Below are 24,796 nucleotides of genomic sequence, written 5' to 3' on the forward strand. Positions count from 1 at the left end.
GGATAGTCTGAAATCTGTTTCCAGAGCCTGCGCTGTCGGCGGGCCCCCCGAAGAGTGGATTGAGTAAGACGGTTTGGACGGTGTCCTCAAGGGTTTCTTCGTGGTCAGTATTGTGCTGCTCATCGGCTACATCCTCGGCAAAACCAAGGCGTTGGGGCCTGAGGGAAGCAAAGTCCTCTCCACTCTGACCTTCATGGTGGGTCTGCCTTGCTTGATGTTCTCGGCTATCGCATCCAGGCACATCAACGACGTCCTGAGCGCCACTGGCCTGATCTCCGTGGTGACGGCTGTGGCTGTCATGCTCGTGTTCACGGTGGCTGGCACGATTGCTCGGTGGGGTGTCCGGCGCACAACTATTGGTGCGCTGTCCGTGGGCATCGTGAACTCCACCAACCTGGGTGTTCCGTTGTCGCTCTATATCCTGGGAAGTGCCACCTACGTCACGCCGATCATGCTGTTCCAGCTGGCTATCGTGACGCCCGTTGCGCTGACGATCTTGGACCTCACCGACCCTGCGGGGAAGAAAGTGTCAGTGTGGCGCACGCTCTCCATCCCGTTCCGCAACCCTGTCACTGTTGCGGCGATCCTGGGCGTGCTGGTCAGCGCCCTGGGAATTCAATTGCCCAGCCTTGTCCTGGATCCGTTAGCGTTGGTTGCCCAACTGGCTGTCCCGCTGATGTTGATCATCTTCGGAATGTCCCTGCATGGATTGTCGGTCCGTCCCGGCATCGACGACCGCGTCCCCACCACCATCGCCGTCATCCTCAAGTCGGCCATCCAGCCCGTGCTCGCGTGGGTTTTGGCCGCTTTCGTCTTCCAGTTGGACCCCTTCAGCACCTTTGTGGTCACTGCCTGCGCGATCCTCCCCACCGGCCAGAACGTGGTCCTCTACTCAGTCCGCTACGGCGTGGGCCAAGGCATCGCCCAGTCAACGGCTGTGTTCACCAGCATCCTGGCTGTTCCGTTGCTGCTGGGTGCGGCCTGGTTGTTCGGCTAAGGCGGTCGTGTGGCCGTTTAGGGTGTCGGAGTTGAATCAATAGACTGGCTTGGCCCGTCGTGCGCGCTTCGGCACCATGGTCGGACCAGATCCGAAAACCGAATTGGGGACCTACGTTTTGACTACTGAATATCCGAAAATCACCGTTGTTGTGCCTACTTACAATGAGCGGGAAAACTTGCCCGTTCTCGTTGCCCAGCTCGATGCACTTGGGATCGTGAACCTAAATGTCCTCGTAGTGGATGACAACTCCCCCGATGGCACAGGAACGGTGGCTGACCAACTGGCAGCGGAATCCACGGGAACGGTGTCCGTCCTGCATAGGAAAGAAAAGGATGGGCTGGGGCGTGCCTATGTGGCCGGAATGACCCGTGCTCTGACGGAAGACTCCGACGTTGTCATCCAAATGGATGCAGATCTATCCCACCCCACGTCGGCAATTCCTACAATGCTTGACCGGATTCGTAATTCCGGTGCTGCGCTGGTGATCGGCTCGCGCTATGTCGCCGGTGGGTCCACGGCCGCGGAATGGCCGTGGCATCGCAAGGCGCTCTCAGCTTGGGCCAACTTTTACGTAGGCGCCATCCTGGGGTTGAAGGTTAAAGATGCAACAGCGGGTTTCAAGGCGTGGAAGGCCTCGGCGCTGACGCAGATTGATGTCGGGTCTGTTCGCAGTGACGGCTACTCATTCCAGGTTGAGATGAACTACCGGGCGGCCCGGCAAGGCCTTAAGATCGCTGAAGTACCCATCCACTTTGAAGAACGCGTCGAGGGCGCTTCAAAGATGAATCTCCGCGAACAGTTGGAGTCCGCGCTCACGCCGTGGAAGCTCCGGTTTCAAAAGTAGGCGCGTGCCGCCACCACCCACTTTGAGCCCAAGGAAGCTGAGACGCGCCGGCTTTCGCGGCGTGTTGGCCCGCCCAAACAATCAATGTGGGTGGTGACCGAACGCGTCCCAGCCACCGTTTAAGGCTCGACGGCGGCACTCAAGATGAGTGCCGCCGTCGAGCCTTAAGCGAATGTGAGAGAGCGTCCGGTGGAAGCCCTAGGGATGTGAGAGAGCGTCCGGTGGAAGCCCTAGGGATGTGAGAGAGCGTCCGGTGGAAGCCCTAGGGATGTGAGAGAGGGTTACGCTGTGACGGCCAGTGCGTCGATCTCCACCAGCATGACCTCGTGCGGCAGGTCCACGAACACGGTGGTGCGGCTCGGCAGCAAACCACTGGGCACGTTCTCGCGGATGAACTCGCCGAAGACCTCGTTCATGGCAGCGAAGTGGTCGCGGGTGGTGAGGTAGACGCGGAACATGAGGACGTCTTCAACGGAGGATCCACCGGCTTCGAGGATGGCCTTCACGTTCTCCAGCGTGCGACGGGTCTGGACTTTGACGTCGCCCTCGCCGATGTACTGGTTGGTGGCGGGATCCATGGGTCCCTGGCCGGAGACCTGGAACATGCCGCCCTTTTTGATGCCCTGGGAGAATACGTGCGCCGGGGCGGGGGCGTTTTCGGTCAGTACTACGGTTTTTTCACTCATGCTGAGTTCCTTTCGTGGCTGATCCAGCCGAGGTCGTTGGAGATGGCCTCGGTGCTGGCTTTGAGGTCGGGCAGCAGCTCAAGCAAGCCTTCATAGCTGAGCATCACTACCGGTACCGAACAAGAGGCTGCGGCAACAACGGCGCCGCTGGCGTCCCGGATGGGGGCCGCGATGCAGTGCACGAACGCTTCGTGCTCGGCGTTGTCGTGGGCCCAGCCCTGTTCCTTGACCTGCTCGAGTTCGGCCAGCAAGGCCTCCGGCGAGGTCAGGGTGTTCTCGGTAACTTTTACGTAGTCCAGCCCCGCGGCGATCTTTTCCTGCCGGCTGCGCGGCATGTCGGAGAGGAGGACTTTGGACACAGCGGCCGAGTGCAGTGATGCAGTCAGGCCGATGCGCGAGTACATGCGCACGGGGTGGTGCGACTCGAACTTGTCGATGTACACCACTTCATTTCCTTCGAAGGCGGCGAGGTGCACGGTGTGCCCGGTGCGGCCGTTGAGTTCGGCCAGGTGCGGATGTGCCACTTTGCGGATGTCCCGCTGTTCCAAGGCCAGCGAGGACAGTTCAAAAAGCTTGGAACCGAGCATGAACCGCTGGTCTTCGTCCCTCACCACAAACCGTTTTTCTTCCATGGCGTGCAGGAGCCGCATCACCGTGGTCTTGTGCACGGCGGCCTTGGACGCGAGCTCGTCCAGGGTTGCTGGTTTGGCGGCGAGTTCGCCGAGCAGGTCGATGGCCCGCATGAGGCTTTGGCTCACGGTGTCACGCTCCGGTTCTGGTGTTGAATTGTCCGTCTTCAACATGGATAGCAGCCCACGCGTCATCCGAAGAATCGAGGATGGCTGCGAGTTCGGTGGCGTCGGGCAGCGGACCGCGGTCGCCGTGGACGGTGAGGGTGCATGCAGCAGCAACGTGGCCGCGGCGGAGGCGTTCCTTTTGGCCGAGCCCGAACAGCATGCCGCTGAGGTAACCGGCGGCGAACGAGTCACCCGCACCAACAGGCTCGACGACGGCGACGGACAGTGCGGGCACCTCTTCCCGGGTGCCGCTCCGGTCCAAAGAGATGGCGCTGATGGCCTCGTTCTTGATGACCAGCACCTTCGGGTCGGGCATCATGTGGCGGAGTTCGGCTTCGTCGGTGGTGCCGAAGGCGTGCTCGGCTTCGTCTTTTCCAACAAGCACGACGTCGGCCAGGTTCGCCAGGCGCTGCAGGACGGAACGGTCCTGGCCTGCCCAGAGGGCTTCGCGCCAGTTGACGTCGAAGCTGATGGTCCGCCCGTTGCGGGGAGAGGTGAGGATTGCTTCCAACAGCGAAAGACACTCGGGGGAGAGAGCAGCGGTGATCCCACTCAGATGGATCAGCGCAGCGTTCTCAAGCAACGACGAAACGGCTGGATTGGACAGTGTGTCCCGTCCCATGGCCGAGGCCGCAGATCCTTGCCGGTAGTACAGAACCGAACTGCCGCCGTCGGGGTCTGACTCCTGGGCGGGGACTTTGACGTACAGGCCGGTGGGGAGGGACTGGTCCACTTCCACGCCGGAGACGCCCACGCCGTGGTCCTGAAGCTCGTGGAGGATGCGGGTGCCGAAGCCGTCGTGGCCCACCCGGCTGACCCAGTGCGTGTCCAGGCCCATGGCCGCCAAGCCCATGGCGACGTTGGATTCCGCGCCGCCGACCCCGAAGTGAAGTTCGGTTGCCAGGTGCAGGGGGACGGCGTGGACAGGGGTAAGCATGGCCATGGTTTCGCCCACGCATACGGCTGAAAGCATCGTTCTCCCACTAGTTCGTGCGCTTCGCAGCGGCCTTGACTCTCGATCCGCCACCATGTTAGACATATCACCAGCAGGTTTGCAACCAGTGTTGCAAAATACGCAACGCAAGCAGAACTCACCCAACAACCCCACAACGCAGCTTCAAGAACGCAGCACCGCGAAGGGAACCAAACGCGTGAACACTTCCGAAGCCATCTCGGCATCCGCCGTGTCAGGCCTGGCTGAACGCCGTCTGGACTGGCGCCACAAAGCAGTGCCCGCATCCGCGAACGGAACCACCCATGCGGACTTCCTCGCCGCCAAGCACACGCTGGCCGACCTTCAAACGCCGCTGCTCACGCTCGACGCCGGCGCACTGCGGGCCAACGCCGACCGCCTGGCCCATTGGTGCGCCGAACACGGTGTGCTGCTCGCCCCGCACGGCAAGACCACCATGTCGCCCCAGCTGTGGACCGAGCAGCTCAACCGGGGCGCTTGGGGCATCACCCTGGCCAACTTCGCCCAGCTCCGCGTAGCCCGCGAATTCGGCGTGCGGAACCTGCAGCTCGCCAACAGCCTCACGGATCCGCACGCGATCCAGTGGGTCGCAAGTCAGCCCGCGGACACCACCATCCTGTCGTGGATCGACTCGCTTGGAACCGTGGACGTCATCAACCGGACGCTTGCCGGCAGCGATGCCGTGCTGGACGTCCTGGTGGAGCTCGGCGCCCACGGCGGCCGGACCGGTGCCCGATCCGTGGAGGCTGCCGTGGAGATAGCCCGGGCAATCTCCGCCTCACCGAACCTTCGCCTGGTGGGCGTCAGCGGTTACGAAGGCTCGCTCGCGCACACAGCGGACGACGCCGGCTTGGCCGCCGTTCGCGGCTACCTCGCCCGGATAGGACTGCTCCACGAGCAGCTTCTCGCCGAAGGCCTGTATGGCACGGATTCCGTGTTCCTCACAGCCGGGGGAAGCGCCTACTTTGACGACGTTGTGACGGTTCTGTCGCCGTACATCAGGGCAGACCCGGAGGACGGTCCCAATGTGGACCTCATGATCCGCAGCGGCGCCTACATCATCCACGACGACGGCTTCTACCGCGGAATCTCGCCGTTTTCCCGTGAAGGCAACCGACCGTTCACAGCAGGGATGCACGGCTGGGCACGCGTTGTTTCGCAGACTGAACCGGGCCTGGCCATCCTCGACGCCGGCAAGCGCGACCTCCCGTTCGACGAAGGCCTGCCCGAGCCGCAGTTCATCGGCCCGGTCCTTGGTGAAGCTATGCAACCGCTGCTTGGTGCCCAGATCACCTCGGTCAACGACCAACACAGCTTCATGAGCTACGACGCCAACACCACCACGGTAAACCCCGGCGACGTCGTCCGGCTGGGCCTGTCCCATCCGTGCACAGCGTTCGACAAGTGGACCGTCATCCCGGTGCTCGCGGACAGCGCGTCCGCCGAAAGTGCCGGCGACCAAACCGTCGTCGACCTCATCCATACCTTCTTCTAGGACCCATGCCATGAAGACCCTCATCAACAATGCCACCCTGGTGGACGGAACGGGAGCGGCCCGCCGCCGCGCGGACGTCCTGCTGGACGGCGCGGTGATTGCCGCCGTCGTCGACGCCGGAACCCTCGACGCCGGGTCCCTCACCGCAGCGGAAACCGGCGCGGAGCGCGTCATCGATGCCACCGGTCTGGTCCTGAGCCCCGGGTTCATCGACATGCACGCGCACTCGGACCTGCAACTGCTGGTCAACAGGGATCACTACGCCAAGCTCAGCCAAGGCGTCACCACGGAATTGTTGGGTCAGGACGGACTGTCCTATGCGCCGGTTGATGATGCCACGCTGGCGGGTGTCCGCGAGAAAATCGCCGGCTGGAACGACAATCCTGCCGAGTTCGACTGGAACTGGCGGACAGTTGGCGAGTACCTCGACCGACTGGACACGCTGGAAGAAGGAGGCCGAATCGCCACCAACGCCGCCTACCTCGTTCCCCAAGGAACCGTCCGCGCCATGGTGATGGGCTTCGCCGAAGGTGACCCCACGCCGGAGCAACAGCAGCAGATGCAGGACATCATCCGCACGGCGATGGAGGAAGGGGCCGTGGGAATGTCCTCGGGCCTCACCTACACGCCGGGCATGTATGCGCAGACCGAGGAACTCGCCGGGCTCTGCCGGACGGTGGGTGAACTGGGTGGCTTCTATGCGCCGCACCACCGCTCCTACGGCAAGGGTGCGCTGGGTGCCTACGCCGAGATGATCGGGCTGAGCCGCGAGACCGGATGTGCCCTGCACTTGTCCCACGCCACCATGAATTTCGCGGAAAACAAGGGCCGGGCGGGGGAGCTCCTGGAGCTGATCGACCAAGCCCTTGACCAGGGTGTGGACATCACCCTGGACACGTACCCGTACCTCCCGGGCGCCACCACACTGTCCGCGATCCTCCCCAGCTGGGCGTCGTCGGGCGGAACCGAGGCCACGCTGGCCCGCTTGGCAGACCCGGAAACCCGCGCACGCATCCAAGAAGCCGTGGAGATCTACGGCTCCGACGGCTGCCACGGAGTGGTGGCCGAATGGGACACCCTGGAGATCAGCGGCGTCCAGAATCCCGCGCTCGCAGGCTACGTGGGCAAGACCGTCAGGGACATCGCTGCGGAGACCAAGCAAGAACCCTTTGATGTCTTCGCGCAGATCCTCACGGAAGACCGCCTCGGCACCGGAATACTGCAGCACGTGGGTCACGAGGAAAACGTGCAAGCCATCATGAAACACCGCACCCACACCGGCGGCAGCGACGGACTCTTGGTCGGCGCCAAGCCACACCCCCGCGCTTGGGGAACCTTCCCGCGCTACCTCGGCCACTACTCCCGGGACCTCGGACTCTTGAGCCTCGAGGAAATGGTCCACCACCTCACCGGCCGGCCCGCCGCACGACTCAAGCTCCACAACAGGGGACTGGTCCGCGAAGGCTACGCGGCCGACGTCGTGCTCTTCGATCCGGAAACCGTCCGCGACGAAGCCACTTTTGAGAACCCCCGCCAAGCCGCCAGCGGCCTCCAGTACGTCTTCGTCAACGGCACGGCAGCGATCGACGGCGGCAAGCCCACCGGCGCCCGCGCGGGCCGTGCCCTTCGTCGCAGCAGCGACGGCCTCACCAGAGAAGGACAACAATGACCCCTGAACAATTCCTCCAGCAGCTTGAAGCCGACCGCACCCTGGCCGTGGTCCGCGCACCGTCCATCACCGACGCCGCCGATCTCTGCCGGGCGCTGGCCGACGGCGGCATCCGCAGCGTCGAACTGACCTTCACCACACCGGATGTGCTCACGCACGTCAAGCGCGCGGCGGAGACCGCAGCGGAGCACGGCGCCGCCGTCGGAATCGGCACTGTGATGACCGCTGATCAAGCCCGCGCAGCGATCGATGCCGGTGCGCAGTTCCTGGTGACGCCCGGCCTCAGGCCGGAGGTCGCCGCCGTCGCCGTGGCTGCGGGGATCCCGTTCAGCCTCGGCGCCATGACCCCCACCGAGGTGGCACAGGCCCTGGACCTGGGCTCGGCCGCCGTCAAGATTTTCCCCGCCCGCCAGCTCGGCCCGGCGTATCTGAAGGACCTGCAGGGCCCGTACCCGGGCATCCGATTGCTCCCTTCCGGAGGCATCGACGCCTCCAACGCCAAGAGCTACCTCGACGCCGGTGCTGCCGCAGTCTGCTGCGGCACCAGCGTAGTCCCGCCCGCGGCAGTTGCTGCGGGTGACTGGGCAGACATCGCGGCACGTGCCGCAGCCTTCACCGGCACCCTCAAGTAGGACTTACCCAGAAAGACTCGTCATGACTGAATTCCTCGAATGGCTGCGGCACGACACCGCTGGCCTGCTCCTCCTGGCAGGCGCCGGCATTGCCCTTCTGCTGTTCCTGATCATCAAGGTCAAGCTCGAACCGTTCATCGCCCTGGTGGGAACCGGTGTGATCGTGGCCCTGGTGGGTGGGATCTCCGTGGAGGCCCTTGTCGGCTCGGCCACCAAGAGCAGCGACGCCCTCATTGAGAAGGGCTTCGCCGGCATCCTCGGCCACATCACGGTAATCATTGGCCTCGGTACCGTCCTCGGCGCCATCTTGGAACGGTCCGGTGGTGCGGAAGTGCTTTTGGGCCGCCTCGTGAAGATCTTCGGCGAAAAGGGCACCCCGCTCGCCATGGGTATCACCGGCTTCGTGCTGGGTATCCCCGTGTTCTTCGACATCGGCATCTTTGTCCTTGCCCCGCTGGTGTACGTCGCCGCAATCCGTGGCGGCAAGTCGCTGGCCCTTTACGCCCTGCCGTTGCTCGCTGGACTCTCCGTGACGCACGCCTTCCTTCCTCCGCACCCCGGCCCCGTTGCTGCGGCCGGACTGTTCGGCGTGGATCTCGGCTGGATCATCCTCATGGGCCTCATCTGCGGTATCCCTGCATGGTTCGCATCCGGTATTTTGTGGGGCACCTGGATCGGCAAGCGAGTCATGGTTTCCGTTCCGGAGGATCGCATTGTTCCCGAAGCCGAGGAAGCCAAGGGCCACGAACCGTCCATCGGACTGGTGCTTCTGGCCATCGGCCTGCCTATGATCCTCATCCTCGGCGGTACCTTCGGAAACATCTTTGCTCCCGCAGGCACCTTCCGTGATGTGCTCCAGTTCTTCGGCAACCCGGCCATCGCGCTGACCGTCGCCGTGCTCCTGGCGATGTGGCTCTTGGGAATCCGCCGCGGAATGACCTCCGCCGAACTCAGCGAAATCACGGGTTCCTCGTTGCGTCCCGTGGGCATGATCCTGCTGGTTGTTGGCGCGGGCGCCTTCTTTGGTGCCGTCCTCTCCGCCACAGGTGTTGGCAAGGCCGTGGCCGATTCACTGTCCCAGGCCGGGCTTCCCATCATCCTGTCCGCCTTCGTGATCAGCGCCGGCATGCGCATCGCCCAGGGCTCGGCCACCGTTGCAATCGTGACCACCGGCGGCATCCTGGCCCCCAGCCTCGCCTCCGGCTACTCGCAACCGCAGCTCGCGCTGATCGTGGTGGCTATCTCCTCGGGCTCCATCATCGCCAGCCACGTGAACGACGGCGGATTCTGGATCATCTCCAAGTACTTCAACATGTCAGTCAAGGACACCCTGAAGACCTGGACCGTGCTGGAAACAGTGCTTTCCATTGTGGGCTTCGGTATGGCGGCGCTGCTGTACACGTTCGTCAGGTGACCTCTTGGCACCCAATCCGGGTGGCGACGTCGTGCTTGTAGCGTGAGCCTGTACCGTCACCACCCACATTGAAACCACAACGGCCCCGACACGCCTGCAACCAGGCGTGTCGGGGCCGTTTTCGCGTCAAAGAAGGTGGTGGCGGCACGCGGGTGAGCCCGCTTAAAACAAAGAGCTCCGGAGTGCGTTATTGGGGGATACGCACTCCGGAGCGGCCTTTGAGCAGGGGCTTTCGCCTTCCTGCAGTAATTACTCTACGTGCCGAGAGACGCCTTTGCCACCACCTCGAATAAGTACTTTCGCTTTAGTTTTTATGGGCGGCGTCCTGCCTCTTCTTTTGGGGCACAATCAGCACCGGACGCCGCTGGTGATGACTCAGCCAGGCCGCCACCGAGCCGTTCAAGGCTTCGGAAATTCGGTGCCCCAGCCCGGGCTCCGGGGTCCCGACGATAATCATTGAGGCATCGATATCCGCCGCCAAGCGGCCCAAGGCCCTGGCGGGATCACCCGCTAGCAAGCGCAGAGTCCAATCGGCTGTCCCGCCGTCCATGGCCTCCGCGATTGCCTTACCCAGATCACCGCGGACGGCAGCGACGTCCTCGTCATCCTTTTCGGGATGCAGCGACATCCGGTGCGTCTCGCGCGAGGGGTCCCACTCCACAAGGTAGCTGGCCTCATCCACGTACGCGCAAACCAGCGGAACGCCGAGTTGTTCGGCGAGGGTCCTGGCAGTTTGCAGGACCTCCACATGCTGGTCCGGCAGCACTCCGACAACAAGGGGAATACGTCCGCTGAAACCTTCCGCTGCCATACCCTTATTGTTGCGCTGCGGCGTGCGCTTGAACAGCTACTTAGGCCCAGCCATGGGCGGACCCTTGTAGAAGTTCCTGACCGGGCCTACGGTTAATCCGGGCCCACGGCTCATCCGAAGGAAGGCGGTCCGCGATGGAAATCTACATGTGGTGGCTCGATCTGCACTTGGACAGCAAGGAATGGCTACGGGAAAACCTGCGCGCCGAAGAGCTGCCGCTGCAGGTACTGCAGCATATTGCCGAAGCCGGCGGGCCCCATCCGGACAAGGTCAGTGGCGTCCTGACCGTTGCGGACTGGGACTTCATCGAGACACAGTCGGAGTTCGTGGACTGACGGGGCCCGTCAGCCAGCCGGGGCCGGCGCCAGCGGCGTGGCTGTTCCCGGGTTCGCCGCTATGCGCAGCTGGTGGCTGGTCGAGTGGCCGTGACGATGACCTGGGCGGCAGTGTCCGGACCAAGTGAGGGGCTCTCGTGAGCCTGAGCCACCACCTGCACAGGCCTCTGCTTTGCCCTCATCCGCAGAAGTGCCACGGCTGAGATCAGGAACCACGCTACGTTCGTTACTACGGATGGCCAGGCTCCGTGGAGCGTGCCATTAATGATGAAGGCGCACGAACCAAACAGATTGACTGTCTGGAAGGTACTGCCCGCCTGCAACCAGCCCATGGACACTGCCATGTAGCCGCCGAGCATCGCCACTGCACCGGCCCAACCGGCAATTTCGAACAGCAGTTCCATGGGAGTCCTTTCACGTTTTTTGGCACCCGGATAAAGCCGACGGGTGGCGTCAGGACCGGGTTGGGGGCTTGATTCGATAGTCGGTGTTGCGAGACAGAATCGTGCTTTTGAGTCAATATTGAGCGAGGAAGTCATTTAGTTCAATTGCATTATTCTGAAGCCCATGTTTAGGAGCGCTTAACATGGATATGGACCCGCGCCGGCTGCTGGTGCTTCTCGCGGTTGCACGGACCGGAGGCGTTCTCGCGGCAGCAGATGAATTGCGGATTACGCCCTCCGCAGTGTCGCAGCAACTCAGCAAACTCGAGAGCGAAGCAGGGCAGGCGTTACTCCTGCGTACCCCAAAAGGTTCAGTGCTCACACCCGCAGGCCTGGCCATGGCAGAGGCAGGGGAAGAGATAGAACGGGCACTCAACGTAGCCCGGGCCCGGATGCAAAGCGAAGTCAATATCGCGGGAGTGGTGCGGGTGGGCGGCTTCACCAGTTTCATGCGCACAGTGGTGATCCCGCGCCTCCCCGATTGGCGGAGCCAATACCCACAGCTGCAGATTCAGATTGTTGAGGACAGCTTTCCTGCGCTGATGCGGCTGCTCCGGCAACGCCAGCTCGACGCTGTGGTGATCGAACAGGATTCGACGGCGGCAGAGCAGCACCCGATGGCGACCGGAATGATCCAGGAACCTTTGCTGGATGAACCGTGGAAGCTCGTGGTCCCCGCAGGAACCTTGCTCGGCACGGACAACATCGACCTGAGCCGCTTGCCGTTGCCGTGGCTGGGAGTCGAGCCGTCAGCAGCCAACACTGCCGTGCTTGGGCGCCTCCGCCACTCGACGGGCGCCCGGATTGAGACTGTTCACCAGTACCACGACACTCTCACCGCGCTGGCACTGGTGGCTGCCGGTGAGGGGGTCGCGATCGTGCCCACCCTGGCCCTGACGGGTGTGGTCCATGACCAAGTGGACATCCTTGATGTTCCCGGGTTGGGGACCCGGCACATCGCGTTACGAAGGTTCGACCGGAGAAGGGCAGCGAGCCTGCCCGTGGACACAGTGGCCCGCCTGCTCCGGGAATCTGCGGCCGCGTTCGACACCCGCTCAGGGTCCTGAGCAGTCCCGCCTTCCCAGACAGGACTGGTCAGGCCGGGGCTGGTCAGTTGGGGACTGGTCAGGCGGGGACAGGTTCAGCTAGTTCAGCGCGGGAGTGTCCACCGGCACTACGCCCGAGCCATAGAGGTCGGTGGCCAGTTCCCGGAGCGCGCGCAAAGCCACCCTCTGGGTGAACGGACCATAGGACACACGCGCCACACCAAGTTCCTGAAGCTCGGCTGCCGGGAGGGCTCCGGGAGCACCGATGACGGAGAGCTTCCCATGTCCGAGGCCTTCAACCAGCGGTTCGATGACCTCACGGGTCATGGCACCTGGCACGAAGACCAGCGAAGCGCCGGCATCAAGGAAGGCGCGTCCCCTCGCGATGGCGTCTTCGATGCTGTCTTTGATCGGCCGGTCCCCGCCCCGGGCGATAGCGTCAGTGCGTGCGTTCAGCTGGAACGCGATGCCTTCGTCCGCGGCGGCCGCAATGATCGACTGAACGCGGGCAACGGCCTCGTCGAAGGGCCGCAAACGGTCTTCAACATTTGCACCGACTACCCCGATCCCGATCGCCCGGCGGATGGTCTCACCCGGGTTGTCGTAGCCATCGTCCAGGTCCGCAGTGACCGGCTGATCGACGGCGTCGACAATTCGCTTTACCCCATCAAGAGCGACGTCCAAAGGCATGGTCCCGTCGGCGTAACCAAAGGCTGCAGCAATGGAATGCCCTGCAGTGGCAATGGCCTTCGTTTCAGGAAGCGCTGCAACCGTGCGGGCGCTGATGGCGTCCCACACATTGACCACACTCAGGATTTCCGGTGCTTCATGGAGGGCTTTCAGCTGTTGTGCGCGTGCAGCGGTGTTTGCTTCAGTCATTGTTGTTCTCCGTCATCGTTGTCCGTCATTCACGGGTGGAACCGGGCTCATTTGCCACCCACAGCCTAGGCATAACGTCACACAACGCGATACCAGGGGCCCGCAGACACTGAACGCCCTACCCCTCGACTCGTGACTACGGACGTCCAAGGAACGTGGGCAGCGGGTCCACTGAATCTGCGCCCACAACCCTGTTTCTTCCCTGCCCCTTTGCGGTGTACAGCGCGGCGTCTGCCACGTTGATCATGAAGGCCAGGTCCGGAGTCCCGGTACCAGTGGACGTGACACCGTAACTGACCGTCGGAAAGGGTAAGCCATCCGGACCTGCCATGGAGGACAGGCGGCGGCTGATCTCTGAGGCGATGGCTTCGGCCCGCTGCTGAGTTGCCCCCGGCAGGAACAGGATGAATTCTTCACCGCCGTACCGTCCAACAAGGTCGGTTGATCTCACCGAAGCGGTGCAGGCCTCGGCGAAAGCACACAAGGCAGCGTCCCCGGCCGCATGCCCGTGTTCATCATTGATGGCTTTGAAATAGTCGAGGTCGGCCAGGATCAAGGCTCCGCCTTGCCGGGAAGCCGGGCCAGCCAGTTCCTTTGCAGCCAGACCCAGGAAGGCGCCCCGGTTCAGCAGCCCTGTCAGATGGTCCCGCTCGGCGCGCTCCTTGAGTTTTGTGATCAGCTGGCAATTGCTGAGCGCGTTCAGGGTGTAGGTCAGCGACACCAGGAGGACTATGTGCATGAGCGCCGCTGGCGCGTACCCAAAGTATGTCCGGAATGAACTCCCGTCCGGGCCTTCCAGCACAAACGTGATCGCCCTGCCCAGATAGTAGAGGGAGGTCAGCGCGGCGGCCAGGGCCAGGAACTTCGTCACCCGGAACTGGGCGGACTTCGCGAACCACAGTTCAGCCGCAGCCATACCAAGGGCCGCCGCCGTCATACCCAGGTAGACCAAGCCTCCGGACCACAGGCTGGATTCAGCATCGTCCATCACCGACACAAGGCAGGTGATCAGTGGTGCCGGTGCCAACTGCCAGGCTCTGACTTTACGGCCGCGAAGAGTTCGCGCTCCTGCCCAGACGCTGAAAGCTCCGGCCACAACCAATGCCTTGCCCGGCGGATTGGCCCACGCCAGGAAGGAGCTTCCGTTCAGCAGGAAGGCGGAATTTCCTGCAAAGAAGAGACACAAGGCTGCCCGCCACCAATCGGTGCTCGGAGACCGGAGACGCCGGGAGGAGACCCAGGAGAGGACTATCAGGGTCAGGGTGACTACCCCGAGGACCATCCTCACGGAGAACGGGTCCAGGACTATGGCTACTTCTTGCAAAGAGACTGCAATCATGGCTCGGTCCTGCTACCGGCCGGCCACCGTGGAACTCGTTTTTGGTGCTCTCATGGCTCTTTGACCTCGCAAAACATTTTATCCCCCAATAAGTTGCTGCGGCCGTATGACCGCAAAACCACAGTCAAGCACGTTTTCTTCAGTCAGTAGCCAACTGTCACACCAACCCGCGAAAAGTTTTTTTGATTTTCGCGTCACGATTGGGGATTTCAGTGCACTGTACCCGTAAGGGTGACTCTTGCCCGGAGTCCATTCGTGTGGAAGCGGGGCCGGCTCGGTCGCCGAAACCCGGTCACCGGTCTATCCACATAGCTCAAAAAACCGTTGCCACCTACACGCCCTGATGGTTCGATGGGGATCATGGCTACCGCAGAGAGTTACCTCATCGCGATCGGGACAAAGAAAGGCCTCTGGCTCGCAAGCAGCCCGGACCGGAAAGAATGGTCCCTCTCCGGCCCGCACTTCCTGATGAGTGAGATTCCCAGCATCGGAATAGACACACGAGACGGCAAAACACGGATCATGGTGGGCGTGCGATCCGAGCATTGGGGTCCCACCGTTGCCCACTCCGACGACCTCGGCGCAACATGGACCGAGCCCGAGCAGGGCGCCATCAAATTCCCGGACGGCACTGATGCTGCCCTGGAGCGCATCTGGCAGATATACCCGGACTCCGACTCACGCCCCGGCGTTGTCTGGGCCGGTTGCGAGCCCATCTCAGTATGGAAATCAACCGACGGCGGCGAGCACTTTGAACTGAACCGCGGGCTCTGGGACCACCCCCACCGCGGCGAGTGGGGCGCCGGCTACGGCGGAGCGGCGGCACACTCCATCGTGGTTGATCCGTCAGGCGAGAAGGTCCACATCGCCATGAGCACGGGCGGTGTTTACAGATCGCTCGACGGCGGCACCTCCTGGGAGCCCCGCAACAAGGGAATTTCGGCCTACTTCATGCCCGATCCGAATCCCGAGTTCGGCCAGTGCGTTCACAAGATCGCAGCGGATGCCGCCGTCGAGAACCGTTTGTACGCGCAGAACCACCACGGCGTGTACCGCACGGACGACGGCGGCGAGAACTGGGACTCAATCGCGGAGGGGTTGCCGGCAGACTTTGGGTTCGTCATGCTGACTCATCCGCGCCGGGAAGGCACAGCATGGGTGATCCCGTTGAAGGCGGACGGTGAACGCATCCCGCCGGACAGCAAGCTCAGCGTCCACCGCACAGACGATGCCGGCGGAACGTGGAAGGAACTGCACACGGGTCTCCCGGACCACGAATACAACGCCGTGCTCAGGGACGCCGCTGCCGTGGACACCGCCGAACCCACCGGCGTGTACTTCGGAACCCGCGGAGGCGCCGTGTATGCCAGCGCTGACGAGGGCGAGACTTTTACTGAAGTGGCATCGCACTTGCCGGACGTGCTCTGCGTGCGTGCCGCCGTCGTGGTTGGTGTCCCGGCCGACAACGAAACAAAAGCCAGCGCCCCGGTGCCCGGGTAGGTGGGTCGTGGCTGACTTTACGGTCCTGTTGCCCGGCGTCCTGCAGCCGCTCGTCGGCGGACAGTCCTATCTGACTGCGTCCGCCGACGGGGCTGTGACCGTTGGACAGCTGCTGGACTCGGTGACCGGAGATTATCCGGTGCTGGCCAGGCGCTTGCGTGATGAAACCGGGGCGCTCCGCCGCTACGTGAATATTTACGTGAACGGTGACGAGATCCGGCGTGTGAAAGGTCTTGAAACGGAAGTTGCGGCAGGCCAGGAGGTCTTGATCATCCAATCCGTGGCCGGCGGCTGAGTGGAGTTTGGGGTCGAGCCGGATCAGGCGACGCGCCAAACACTGCATTCATCGGTATTGATGGCTTTCCGCATTCCGGTGGCGTGGTCCATGATCCACACCACGCCAATTCCCGGCGCCGTTTCCTGGACGCGCCCGCGGCGGATCACTACGTCATCGTAAGCGGGCCCTACGGACAGCCGGGCTTCGATTTCGTCCCCGCGGTGGAGCTGGCTGATAGCGCGTATTCGTGTTGTGTGAGTGGTGGCTTCCTTCAGCATGGTGTCCTCCTGGCTGGAGCTGGTGCCTGCACTTGCCGGCTATTCCAGTGTGGCGCGGCAATGTTGCCACGGTATTTCGGCCCGGTTAGGGTCCCGTTAGCATTCCGGGATGGTTGGGTTTCCACATGGCCCGCCCCGCCTGCCGGGCTTGGCACCTACCCGGCTGTAGCCTGATCCCGGTTGTTGAGTCTCACAGCAACCGCAGGCTCCGTCCCCGGGGAGATCGAATGGGTGCGCTACGGCGAACAATTGCGTTGTCTACAGGCTTGGTGGTGTTTGCTACCGGCCTGTTTTTCGTACAGACCCCCGCAACGGCTGTGCCGTTGCCCGGACCGGACAACCCGAACGTCCAGTTCGTGGAGGGGACGCCGCACTCGGAGCATACGTTCGAGAATCCGCCCGAGCGCGCCACGCCGTTCAATACCGCTCCCGACGCCGGCGCGGCAGCGGCCGGGCCCAACGGCGACATCCGGGTACGGCTGGTCACGGCCAAGTTGGCGGACAACAGCAACACGGTGTCCATGGCCGGTGCCGAGCAGGCTGTGGCTGCATCCAGCAACTACTGGAAAGCGATGACGGCCAACAAACTGTCCATGACGGTGAATACCAAGGTTGCCGGCCACCAGTCCAAGGCCAAGTCCACGGATAGCTACAGCACCATCATGTCCACTATCACCAGCGAGCTGAATTGGACGGCCAGCCCGTACACAGCACTGGTGATTTTCATTCCCACGTCCACGCTGTCCGGTAACGCCCTGGGAGCCGGCTACAGCAGCGGAAGCTACAGTGGCCGCGTCCTCCTGCCGCAGATCAGCGGGTTCACGAACAACGTCATGAGTCACGAGTTCGGCCACGTCATTGGCCTGATGCACGCGGACGCGTTGCAGTGCGGCAGCGGAGCGTCCGACGTCGGGGTTGACGGCAACGGCCGGTTCACGGATCCCTCGTGCTACATCCGGGAGTACGGCGACACCACGGACATCATGGGTGCTGCCCAATTCGAATCGCCCGCGGTGAGCAGCTCGCTCTGGGACTATGCCGGGCTCGGCCGGGGAGATGAGATCCGTGATGTTGGCGTTGCCACGGGCGCCAAGACCTACACACTGAAACCTTGGGGCGGAACCGAAGCCCAGCGTGCCATTAAGTTCACGGATCCCATCAGCAAAGAGGTCTACTACCTGGAGCTGCGGCAGGCTGCCGGTTACGACAGCTACCTCGACGACTCCGGCAAGCCAGCAGGAAACAGGGGCGTCAAGATCGTCCAACGCGGCGGAGCCACCATCGCTTCGTCCCTGATCCTCATGCCGTCCACCAAGCCATTCCCGGAACCTTGGTACGCCACCAACCACGCATGGCAGGCCGGCAGCACTTTCACTACCTATACCGGCACGCAGGTGACCATCAATTCGGTGTCCGCAACGCAAGCGTCGGTCACTATTTTTGCCGATCCCAAGCTCACAATGAAGATCCGCTTTTCGGTGGGCGACTTCGATGGCGACAGGCTCGCCGATGTCTTCTCCCGCGAGGCTGACGGCTCACTGATGCTCTACGCGGGCCTGCCCGGCAACAGACTTGATAATCCCCGCAAGATCGGCTCGGGGTGGAACATTTTTGACGCCATTACCGGCATTGCGGACTTCAATGGTGACGGCCGCAGCGACATCCTGGCACGCACCAGCGATGGTGTCCTGTGGCTGTATCCGGGCGACGGAAACGGGGGTTTCCTCGCCAAGCGGCAGATCGGATCCGGCTGGCAAGGCTTCTCCAACCTCATTGGGGTGGGGGATTTTGATGGCGATGCACGGCCCGACCTCATGGCCACCAAACCGGACGGCAGCCTGTGGCTCTACCCGAGTGACGGCCAAGGCGGTTTCCGTACATGGTCGCAGATCGGCTCGGGCTGGAATGGTTTCACCAGCATCACTTCCGACGGCTCTTTCGCCGGCGCCGGAGCCGGACTGCTCGCACGGGCAAGCGACGGCACTCTCTACCTGTACCCCGGCAATGGCTGGGGTGGCTTCGTGCCGCGTGTCGCCGTCGGAACTGGTTGGAACGCCGTGGGCGACATCGTGAGCGGGCAAGACTTCACAGGTGACGCGAAGTCGGATGTCGTGACGGCGACGTCGTCGGGAACCATGCGCCTCTACCCGGGCGACGGCTCTGGGTTTGCCGAACGCCTGGCTATTGGCGCCGGGTGGAACCAGTTCAGTCAGGTGTGGGAGGCAGGGGATTTCGACGGCGATGCTGTCGCGGACATTCTGGCGCGCGGCACCGACGGCGTGTTGTGGCTTTACCCCGGCAATGGTTCAGGTGGTTTCCTGCCGCGAGTCCAGCTGGGATCGGGTTGGGGCACGTTCACTTCGGTACTCAGTGCGGGAGATTTCGACGGCGATGGTCACCCGGACCTTGTGGCGCGCAGTTTCGATGGAGTGTTGTGGCTGTATCCAACGGATGGTCGCGGCCAGTTCTTGGCCCGCAAGCAGATCGGCACGGGGTGGCAAGGGTTCACGCAGCTGCTCGCGCCGGGTGATTTCTCCGGTGACGGCAAAGCCGATCTTGTGGCGCGTGCTGCCGATGGAAGCTTGTGGCTTTACCCGGGCAACGGCGCGGGTGGATTCCAGCCGTGGCGGCAGATCGGCACCGGATGGAACATCTTCAATTCAGTGATGCAGGGCGGTGACTTCAACGGTGATGGCCGGGAGGACATCCTGGCCCGCGGAAGCGATGGCTCACTCTGGCTCTACCCGGGCAACGGCAGCGGCGGCTTCCTGGCGCGGGTGGCTTTGGGGGCTGGATGGAACATCTTCACTACCTTCGCCGCCCTGGGCAATGGTTTTACTGGGACGGGCAATCCTTCCGTAGTTGGCGTGGCCGGCGACGGGGCCCTGTTCCTTTACACCGGCACTGGTCAGGGGGCGTTCCAAACGGTGGTGCTGGACCCGCGGTAGCTTCCGGGGATTGCGCTCCTTCCCGCTTACCTCCCTCCGCGCCATGGTTCGGACATCGGAAAGCCCGGAATGTCAGGGGACATTCCGGGCTTTCCTGTTGCTGGCGCCCACTAAGTGGGCAGGAACGCTGCGGCTACTTGTACAGGCCGAGTTGGGTGGTGGGGGTCTTGGCCGATTCGCGGGCGGTCATGGCCGAGACAGCTGCGATCACGCAGATCACCGCGGTGAAGATGGAGATCTGGACCCATCCGCCGGGCTTGGTGCCACCCAGGGCAGTGACGATTGCCGGGGCGAAACCTGCCATGAGGAAGCCCAACTGCGTGCCGATGGCCAGGCCGGAGAAGCGGACCTTGGTGCTGAACATTTCGCCGTAGAAGGAGGGCCACACTGCGTTTGCTGCGGCGTATCCGAACGAGAAGAACACCACGGAGACCAGGAACATCAGCGGCACGTTGCCGCCTTCGAGGGTCAGCAGGAACACCGGCGTCATGATGGCGCTGGACAAAGCTCCGTAGATGAAGACGGGCTTGCGGCCGATCTTGTCCGAGAGCATGCCGAACAGCGGCTGGGTTCCCAGGGCTACGACGTTGGCCGCCACCACCAGCCACAGCGTGATGGTGCTGTTGACGCCTGCAACATCTTGGGCGTACTTGATGGCCAACGTTCCAAAGACCGTGCTCACGGCGGCGATGAAGGCACAGCAGACTACGCGGAGAACATCGCGCCAGTGCAGCCTCAGGAGATCGGCAACGGGGAGCTTGGAGATTTCATTGTTCTTCTTGGCCTCCGCGAAGGCAGGCGGCTCGTGGAGGGTGCGGCGTATGAAGAAGGCAACCAATACCACCACTGCGCTGAGCCAGAACGGGATGCGCCAACCGATGCCGTACTTGATGTCGTCGGGCAGTGCCACCACCGGGATGAACACCAACGCAGCCAGGATCTGGCCGCCCTGGGTGCCGGTAAGGGTCCAGGAAGTGAAGAAGGAGCGGCGGTTGTCCGGGGCGTGCTCCAACGTCATTGAGGAGGCGCCGGCCTGCTCACCAGCGGCAGAAAGTCCCTGGCAGAGACGGGCGAATACCAGCAGGACGGGTGCCCACCAGCCGATGGTCTTGAAGTCCGGGAGGCAGCCGATCACGAACGTGGCGGCACCCATGAGGACCAGCGTGAACATGAGGACTTTTTGTCGGCCAATGCGGTCACCGAAGTGGCCCAGGATCACAGCGCCCACGGGGCGGGCAACGTAAGCGAAGCCGAAGGTCGCGAACGACATGATGGCTGCGTTGGCATCGGCAGACGGGAAGAACACATGCGGGAAGATCAGGGCTGCGGCCGAGCCGAAGATGAAGAAGTCGTAGTACTCAACGGCGCTGCCAAGGAAGCTGGCAAGCGCGGCTTTCTTGGGAGTTCCTGCGGTGGTTTCAGTGCCTGGCGTCGCTGACGGCATTGTTTGACTCATGAGGGGTTCCTTCTGTGACGACGATGTCGCGGATCTTGCTTCGGTGGGAAGACCAGAGCGAGGTGCGGCCGGATCATCCCGAAAGTAACCACATGGTGAGAGCTACTTGTGCGATACAGCAATAGTGGCTGTGAGTGGGGTCACTTGTCAAGAGAAGTCCCCACCATCTAGAAATAGCTCTCACTATGTGAGAGCATCGAGGTATGAGTGTGAAAGAGGACACAAAGACCGACATGGTCGGCAAGGCCCTGAGCCTACTGGTACTTCTGGGCAATGAGCCGCGCGGCGCAAGTGCGGCCGACCTGGCCAGGAGTGCCAGCCTTCCGTTCAGCACCACCTATCGCCTGCTGGGTTCGCTCACCCGTGACGGATTCGTGGACTACGAGCCTGATGGGCGCCGTTATCACCTGGGGTTGCGTGTCTTCCAGCTGGGTCAGCGCGTTTCCAACCACCACGGTTTTGCCGCGACAGCGCTGCCGGTCCTCCAGCGAGTCACCGAGCGCACCCATGAGGCCACCATCCTGTCCGTCCGCGACGGCAACCACCACCTCACCGTGAACAAGGTGGATGGCCCCAAGACCTTCCGCGTCACCAGCGACCCCGGGCACTTGGGCGCCTTGCACACCACTTCCGTGGGCAAGGCACTCGTCGCGTTCGAAGAAGAGGTCGAGCGGAAGCGACTCCTGGAAGAGCTTCCCCTGGATCCGTTGACCGAGCACTCGATCACCGACCGGGACAAGTTCCGGGCCGAAATCGAACAGGTGCGCCGCCAGGGATACGCCGTGATGGATGAAGAAAACGAGATCGGCATGCGCGCTGTTGCCGTCCCGGTCCTCAACTCCCAGGGTCACGCCTTCGCCTCACTCGCCGTCGCAGTGCCGGTCTTCCGCCTCACCATGGAGGAACTCATCGCGCACGTCCCCACCCTGCAGGAAGCCGCGGCTGAACTCGCGGCCCGCCTGCCCCAGCGCTAACCCAGCTGACTGGCATGAGTGGTTGTTTTCAGCGCTCAGAACAACCATAAATGCCAGCTAGTTGGGTGTGCGTGGCCTCAATGTTCGCTATAAGAACAAGCGTGCGGAATATGAACACTTGTAGTAATCTAAATAACACCCGGTCAGGCGGCGCCCCAGAAAAGCGCCAAACGCCCCGGGTGCTGAAGTCAAAGGAGCTTTAGGATGAGCAACCGAGCCGAGTCCGTTCTGGTGGGCCTCATAGGCGAAGGGGTCATGCCCTCGCTCACGCCGCCCATGCACGAACGCGAAGCCGATGTGCAGGGCCTTCGCTTGCTGTACCGCCCCCTCGACCTGCTGGAACTCGCATTGCCGGCCACCGCCGTCGGAGACCTCTTGACAGCGGCCCACCGCATGGGCTTCAACGGCCTGAACATCACGCATCCTTGCAAGCAGTTGGTGCTTGAACACCTTGACGAAATTTCCGACGACGCCCGTCGCCTGGGTGCCGTCAATACGGTCCTGATTCAGGACGGTCGGTTTACCGGCCACAACACGGATTTCTCGGGCTTCGGCTCCGCGCTCGCCGACGGTCTCCCGAATGCCAAGCTGGACCGCGTTGTCCAGCTCGGTGCGGGCGGTGCAGGTTCCGCCGTCGCCTATGCCCTCCTCAAAGCCGGCGTCAGCACGCTGAACCTCGTGGACATGGACCCGGCACGGGCTGCGGAACGAGCCGCTGAACTTGGCGGTCTCTTCCCGCAGGCCACAGTCACCGCGCACGCCCCCGCAGAACTCGGCGACATCATGCCCCTTGCCGACGGTCTGGTGCACTGCACCCCGATCGGCATGGCCGCCCACCCGGGACTGCCCCTCGACATCGAACTTCTGGAGCCACGCCAGTGGGTGGCTGACATTGTCTACCGCCCGATTGAGACGCAACTCGTCCGCGAAGCGCGGGCAAAGGGCTGCGACGTCCTCGACGGCGGCCGGATGGCAGTCGGTCAGGCGGCTGACGCTTTCCACCTCATCACAGACCGCGAGGCCGACCGCGAGCGGATGCGGGCACACTTCCTGGAACTCATCGCAGTGGAGGACGCCGCGGCTTCGCTGACCCCCGAGCTGACGAAGGCAGGCCACTGATGCGCACCGGAATCGCCACAGTCTGCCTGTCCGGCACGCTGAAGGAGAAGATGCAGGCCTGCGCCATCGCGGGTTTCGATGGCATCGAGATCTTTGAACAGGACCTCGTCACTTCACCGCACAGCCCGGAAGAAGTCCGGAAAATGGCTGCCGACCTTGGCCTGGGCCTTGATCTCTACCAGCCGTTCCGCGATTTCGACGGCGTCACGCCGGAGCTGCTGAAGGCCAACCTTAAGCGGGCCGAGGCCAAGTTCAACCTCATGGAACGTCTGGGCATGGACACCATCCTGGTCTGCTCCAACGTGGCCACCGCAACCATCGACGACGACGAACTCCGCGCCTCCCAGCTGGCAGAACTTGCAGAACTGGCCGGGGATCACGGCGTCAAGGTTGCCTACGAGGCCTTGGCTTGGGGCAAGTACGTCAACGACTACGAGCATGCGTACCGCCTGGTGGAGATGGTGGACCACCCCAACCTCGGCACCTGCCTGGACTCGTTCCACATCCTTTCCCGCGACTGGGACACCGCCCCGATCGAGCAGATCAACGCGGAGAAGATCTTCTTCGTCCAGGTTGCCGACGCCCCCAAGCTCTCCATGGACGTGCTGTCCTGGAGCCGCCACTACCGTGTGTTCCCGGGCGAGGGCCAGTTCGAGCTCGCCAAGTTCATGGGCCATGTTGTTCGTGCCGGTTACACGGGCCCGGTCTCCCTTGAGGTCTTCAACGACGTCTTCCGCCAGTCGGACACCGAGCGCACCGCCGTCGACGCCATGCGCTCACTGATCTGGCTGGAGGAGCAGAGTGCCAAATGGCTCGCTAGCACCTCCACCGAAGCTACTGCGGGCAACGGCAGTGCGTCCCGCCGTCGTTATCCCATGGAACTGGCCACGCTGCCCAAGGTGAACGAGCCCGCCGGCTTCAACTTCGCCGAGGTCAAAGCGGACGACACCGCGCAGCTGGAGAAGCTCCTGGGCCAGCTCGGCTTCGAGTTCGAAGGCCGCCACCGCACCAAGGACGTCCAGCTCTGGACCATGGGCCAGGCCCGCGTGATCATCAACGAGCAAGCAGCCTCGCACTCGGAACCGGCTATCGCCGCTTTGGGGTTCGACGTCGACTCTCCGGTGATTGCCTCCGCTCGGGCCCAGCAACTCAAGGCGCCAGTGGTTGCTCGCAAGGTCCAAGCCGACGAGGAAGTCTTCCAAGGCATCTCCGCCCCGGACTCCACCGAGATTTTCCTGTGCCAGGGCAGCCCCGATGGCACCGCTGCGTGGACGCATGAATTCGGCGAAGGGCTGGAGCACTCCGCAGCGCAGCGAAACGCCGTGATCGACCACGTGAACCTGGCCCAGCCCTGGCAGCACTTCGACGAAGCTGTGCTCTTCTACACCAGCGCGCTGGCCCTGGAACCGCAGCCGTTCGCCGAGGTCCCGAGTCCCAGCGGGCTTGTCCGCTCGCAGGTCATGGAGACCAGCAACGGCGCGGTCAGGCTGGTCCTGAACCTGGCACCCGCCCAGCAATCCCAGGAAACGGCACGCAAAACGTACCAGGAACACATCGCCTTCGCGGTGGACGACCTCGTGGCTACGGCCCGGTCCGCCCGCGATCGTGGCCTCGAGTTCCTGCAGATTCCCGCCAACTACTACGAGGACCTGGACGCACGGTTCGATCTTCAACCCGACTTCCTGGCCACTCTCATGGAGCTCAACCTCCTGTATGACCGGGACGCCAACGGCGAATTCCTCCACTTCTACACCGCCACCGTGGGCAGTGTGTTCTTCGAAATGGTGGAGCGCCGCGGCAACTACGACGGCTACGGGGCGCCCAACGCTCCTGTGCGCCACGCTGTCCAATACGACTCGCTTCACCGGGTTTAGACCCGAA

General features: G+C 63.1%; 23 protein-coding genes. 14 read left to right on the plus strand and 9 right to left on the minus strand.

The window, feature by feature from the left end; genetic code table 11:
- Positions 1-100 precede the first annotated feature (100 nt).
- Both J3A64_RS18960 and J3A64_RS18965 read left to right on the plus strand, forming a co-directional pair.
- A complete protein-coding gene (locus tag J3A64_RS18960; RefSeq protein ID WP_307807211.1) occupies positions 101-997 on the plus strand; it encodes an AEC family transporter in 897 nt (298 codons plus the stop codon).
- A gap of 76 nt (positions 998-1,073) precedes the next feature.
- Complete coding sequence (locus J3A64_RS18965) at positions 1,074-1,844, plus strand: polyprenol monophosphomannose synthase (RefSeq protein ID WP_286176402.1); 771 nt, start codon at positions 1,074-1,076, stop codon at positions 1,842-1,844.
- 281 nt (positions 1,845-2,125) lie between these two features.
- On the opposite strand, the gene J3A64_RS18970 is transcribed toward J3A64_RS18965, so the two are convergent.
- The 3 genes from J3A64_RS18970 to J3A64_RS18980 are packed head-to-tail and all read right to left on the minus strand — an operon-like array spanning position 2,126 to position 4,300.
- Positions 2,126-2,530, minus strand: coding sequence for a RidA family protein (locus J3A64_RS18970; protein WP_210065375.1), 405 nt, complete (start codon positions 2,528-2,530; stop codon positions 2,126-2,128).
- Positions 2,527-3,333 (minus strand): IclR family transcriptional regulator, encoded by an 807-nt coding sequence (locus J3A64_RS18975; RefSeq protein ID WP_083773670.1) that lies wholly within the window; start codon positions 3,331-3,333, stop codon positions 2,527-2,529. Before J3A64_RS18975 ends, J3A64_RS18970 begins: the two co-directional genes overlap by 4 nt.
- Complete coding sequence (locus J3A64_RS18980; protein ID WP_210065377.1) at positions 3,293-4,300, minus strand: sugar kinase; 1,008 nt, start codon at positions 4,298-4,300, stop codon at positions 3,293-3,295. Before J3A64_RS18980 ends, J3A64_RS18975 begins: the two co-directional genes overlap by 41 nt.
- A gap of 178 nt (positions 4,301-4,478) precedes the next feature.
- Between J3A64_RS18980 and J3A64_RS18985 the strand changes: the two genes are divergently transcribed.
- Genes J3A64_RS18985 through J3A64_RS19000 form a run of 4 tightly spaced genes read left to right on the plus strand, consistent with a single transcriptional unit; the run spans position 4,479 to position 9,510 of the window.
- Positions 4,479-5,795, plus strand: a complete 1,317-nt coding sequence (locus J3A64_RS18985; RefSeq protein WP_210065379.1) for an alanine racemase — start codon at positions 4,479-4,481, stop codon at positions 5,793-5,795.
- 10 nt (positions 5,796-5,805) lie between these two features.
- The gene (locus tag J3A64_RS18990; RefSeq protein ID WP_210065381.1) at positions 5,806-7,464 is read left to right on the plus strand and encodes an amidohydrolase family protein; all 1,659 of its coding nucleotides are present in this window, start codon (positions 5,806-5,808) and stop codon (positions 7,462-7,464) included.
- The gene (locus tag J3A64_RS18995) at positions 7,461-8,096 is read left to right on the plus strand and encodes a bifunctional 4-hydroxy-2-oxoglutarate aldolase/2-dehydro-3-deoxy-phosphogluconate aldolase (protein WP_011776652.1); all 636 of its coding nucleotides are present in this window, start codon (positions 7,461-7,463) and stop codon (positions 8,094-8,096) included. The genes J3A64_RS18990 and J3A64_RS18995 overlap by 4 nt, the downstream gene beginning before the upstream one ends.
- A gap of 22 nt (positions 8,097-8,118) precedes the next feature.
- Positions 8,119-9,510, plus strand: coding sequence for a GntP family permease (locus tag J3A64_RS19000; RefSeq protein WP_014923241.1), 1,392 nt, complete (start codon positions 8,119-8,121; stop codon positions 9,508-9,510).
- Positions 9,511-9,814: 304 nt separating this feature from the next.
- Here J3A64_RS19000 and J3A64_RS19005 read toward each other — a convergent pair whose 3' ends face one another.
- Entirely contained in the window at positions 9,815-10,321 is a 507-nt protein-coding gene (locus J3A64_RS19005) for a universal stress protein (protein ID WP_014923240.1), read from the minus strand.
- A gap of 134 nt (positions 10,322-10,455) precedes the next feature.
- Here J3A64_RS19005 and J3A64_RS19010 point away from each other — a divergent pair, with 134 nt between their 5' ends.
- Entirely contained in the window at positions 10,456-10,656 is a 201-nt protein-coding gene (locus J3A64_RS19010) for a hypothetical protein (RefSeq protein ID WP_011776649.1), read from the plus strand.
- Between the two features lie 59 nt (positions 10,657-10,715).
- Here J3A64_RS19010 and J3A64_RS19015 read toward each other — a convergent pair whose 3' ends face one another.
- Positions 10,716-11,060, minus strand: a complete 345-nt coding sequence (locus tag J3A64_RS19015) for a YgjV family protein (RefSeq protein WP_238324422.1) — start codon at positions 11,058-11,060, stop codon at positions 10,716-10,718.
- A 182-nt stretch (positions 11,061-11,242) separates the two neighbouring features.
- On the opposite strand from J3A64_RS19015, the gene J3A64_RS19020 reads away from it, so the two are divergent.
- Positions 11,243-12,166 (plus strand): LysR family transcriptional regulator, encoded by a 924-nt coding sequence (locus tag J3A64_RS19020; protein WP_014923239.1) that lies wholly within the window; start codon positions 11,243-11,245, stop codon positions 12,164-12,166.
- A 78-nt stretch (positions 12,167-12,244) separates the two neighbouring features.
- Here the strand turns inward: J3A64_RS19020 and J3A64_RS19025 are convergent, their stop codons facing one another.
- Positions 12,245-13,024, minus strand: a complete 780-nt coding sequence (locus J3A64_RS19025; RefSeq protein ID WP_014923238.1) for an isocitrate lyase/phosphoenolpyruvate mutase family protein — start codon at positions 13,022-13,024, stop codon at positions 12,245-12,247.
- A gap of 136 nt (positions 13,025-13,160) precedes the next feature.
- A complete protein-coding gene (locus tag J3A64_RS19030) occupies positions 13,161-14,363 on the minus strand; it encodes a GGDEF domain-containing protein (RefSeq protein WP_011776645.1) in 1,203 nt (400 codons plus the stop codon).
- 351 nt (positions 14,364-14,714) lie between these two features.
- Between J3A64_RS19030 and J3A64_RS19035 the strand changes: the two genes are divergently transcribed.
- Positions 14,715-15,863, plus strand: a complete 1,149-nt coding sequence (locus J3A64_RS19035) for a glycosyl hydrolase (protein WP_014923236.1) — start codon at positions 14,715-14,717, stop codon at positions 15,861-15,863.
- A gap of 7 nt (positions 15,864-15,870) precedes the next feature.
- The gene (locus J3A64_RS19040) at positions 15,871-16,158 is read left to right on the plus strand and encodes a MoaD/ThiS family protein (protein WP_011776643.1); all 288 of its coding nucleotides are present in this window, start codon (positions 15,871-15,873) and stop codon (positions 16,156-16,158) included.
- A 23-nt stretch (positions 16,159-16,181) separates the two neighbouring features.
- On the opposite strand, the gene J3A64_RS19045 is transcribed toward J3A64_RS19040, so the two are convergent.
- Positions 16,182-16,418, minus strand: a complete 237-nt coding sequence (locus J3A64_RS19045; RefSeq protein ID WP_011776642.1) for a hypothetical protein — start codon at positions 16,416-16,418, stop codon at positions 16,182-16,184.
- Between the two features lie 227 nt (positions 16,419-16,645).
- Here J3A64_RS19045 and J3A64_RS19050 point away from each other — a divergent pair, with 227 nt between their 5' ends.
- Entirely contained in the window at positions 16,646-19,366 is a 2,721-nt protein-coding gene (locus tag J3A64_RS19050; RefSeq protein ID WP_210065383.1) for an FG-GAP-like repeat-containing protein, read from the plus strand.
- A 133-nt stretch (positions 19,367-19,499) separates the two neighbouring features.
- Here the strand turns inward: J3A64_RS19050 and J3A64_RS19055 are convergent, their stop codons facing one another.
- Complete coding sequence (locus tag J3A64_RS19055) at positions 19,500-20,822, minus strand: MFS transporter (protein WP_043806439.1); 1,323 nt, start codon at positions 20,820-20,822, stop codon at positions 19,500-19,502.
- Positions 20,823-21,025: 203 nt separating this feature from the next.
- Here J3A64_RS19055 and J3A64_RS19060 point away from each other — a divergent pair, with 203 nt between their 5' ends.
- The 3 genes from J3A64_RS19060 (at position 21,026) to J3A64_RS19070 (ending at position 24,789) form a co-directional block, all read left to right on the plus strand.
- Positions 21,026-21,796, plus strand: coding sequence for an IclR family transcriptional regulator (locus tag J3A64_RS19060; protein WP_043470868.1), 771 nt, complete (start codon positions 21,026-21,028; stop codon positions 21,794-21,796).
- Positions 21,797-22,000: 204 nt separating this feature from the next.
- Positions 22,001-22,915 (plus strand): shikimate dehydrogenase, encoded by a 915-nt coding sequence (locus J3A64_RS19065; RefSeq protein ID WP_210065385.1) that lies wholly within the window; start codon positions 22,001-22,003, stop codon positions 22,913-22,915.
- Entirely contained in the window at positions 22,915-24,789 is a 1,875-nt protein-coding gene (locus J3A64_RS19070) for a bifunctional sugar phosphate isomerase/epimerase/4-hydroxyphenylpyruvate dioxygenase family protein (protein ID WP_210065386.1), read from the plus strand. The genes J3A64_RS19065 and J3A64_RS19070 overlap by 1 nt, the downstream gene beginning before the upstream one ends.
- Positions 24,790-24,796: the final 7 nt, after the last annotated feature.

The organism is Pseudarthrobacter sp. PvP004 (assembly GCF_017876035.1).
GTDB classification, from domain to species: Bacteria; Actinomycetota; Actinomycetes; order Actinomycetales; family Micrococcaceae; genus Arthrobacter; species Arthrobacter aurescens_A.

Excerpts from the sequence above, each read along its gene's own strand:
- J3A64_RS18965 (WP_286176402.1), top strand. The coding sequence starts at position 1,074 with ATGGTCGGACCAGATCCGAAAACCGAATTGGGGACCTACGTTTTGACT.
- J3A64_RS19035 (WP_014923236.1), top strand. The coding sequence starts at position 14,715 with ATGGGGATCATGGCTACCGCAGAGAGTTACCTCATCGCGATCGGGACA.
- J3A64_RS18975 (WP_083773670.1), bottom strand. The coding sequence starts at position 3,333 with ATGTTGAAGACGGACAATTCAACACCAGAACCGGAGCGTGACACCGTG.
- J3A64_RS19055 (WP_043806439.1), bottom strand. The coding sequence starts at position 20,822 with ATGAGTCAAACAATGCCGTCAGCGACGCCAGGCACTGAAACCACCGCA.
- J3A64_RS19045 (WP_011776642.1), bottom strand. The coding sequence starts at position 16,418 with ATGCTGAAGGAAGCCACCACTCACACAACACGAATACGCGCTATCAGC.
- J3A64_RS19030 (WP_011776645.1), bottom strand. The coding sequence starts at position 14,363 with ATGATTGCAGTCTCTTTGCAAGAAGTAGCCATAGTCCTGGACCCGTTC.
- J3A64_RS19015 (WP_238324422.1), bottom strand. The coding sequence starts at position 11,060 with ATGGAACTGCTGTTCGAAATTGCCGGTTGGGCCGGTGCAGTGGCGATG.
- J3A64_RS18980 (WP_210065377.1), bottom strand. The coding sequence starts at position 4,300 with ATGCTTTCAGCCGTATGCGTGGGCGAAACCATGGCCATGCTTACCCCT.
- J3A64_RS19000 (WP_014923241.1), top strand. The coding sequence starts at position 8,119 with ATGACTGAATTCCTCGAATGGCTGCGGCACGACACCGCTGGCCTGCTC.
- J3A64_RS19020 (WP_014923239.1), top strand. The coding sequence starts at position 11,243 with ATGGATATGGACCCGCGCCGGCTGCTGGTGCTTCTCGCGGTTGCACGG.
- J3A64_RS19050 (WP_210065383.1), top strand. The coding sequence starts at position 16,646 with ATGGGTGCGCTACGGCGAACAATTGCGTTGTCTACAGGCTTGGTGGTG.
- J3A64_RS19070 (WP_210065386.1), top strand. The coding sequence starts at position 22,915 with ATGCGCACCGGAATCGCCACAGTCTGCCTGTCCGGCACGCTGAAGGAG.
- J3A64_RS19010 (WP_011776649.1), top strand. The coding sequence starts at position 10,456 with ATGGAAATCTACATGTGGTGGCTCGATCTGCACTTGGACAGCAAGGAA.
- J3A64_RS18990 (WP_210065381.1), top strand. The coding sequence starts at position 5,806 with ATGAAGACCCTCATCAACAATGCCACCCTGGTGGACGGAACGGGAGCG.
- J3A64_RS18995 (WP_011776652.1), top strand. The coding sequence starts at position 7,461 with ATGACCCCTGAACAATTCCTCCAGCAGCTTGAAGCCGACCGCACCCTG.
- J3A64_RS19060 (WP_043470868.1), top strand. The coding sequence starts at position 21,026 with ATGAGTGTGAAAGAGGACACAAAGACCGACATGGTCGGCAAGGCCCTG.
- J3A64_RS19065 (WP_210065385.1), top strand. The coding sequence starts at position 22,001 with ATGAGCAACCGAGCCGAGTCCGTTCTGGTGGGCCTCATAGGCGAAGGG.
- J3A64_RS19025 (WP_014923238.1), bottom strand. The coding sequence starts at position 13,024 with ATGACTGAAGCAAACACCGCTGCACGCGCACAACAGCTGAAAGCCCTC.
- J3A64_RS18970 (WP_210065375.1), bottom strand. The coding sequence starts at position 2,530 with ATGAGTGAAAAAACCGTAGTACTGACCGAAAACGCCCCCGCCCCGGCG.
- J3A64_RS19005 (WP_014923240.1), bottom strand. The coding sequence starts at position 10,321 with ATGGCAGCGGAAGGTTTCAGCGGACGTATTCCCCTTGTTGTCGGAGTG.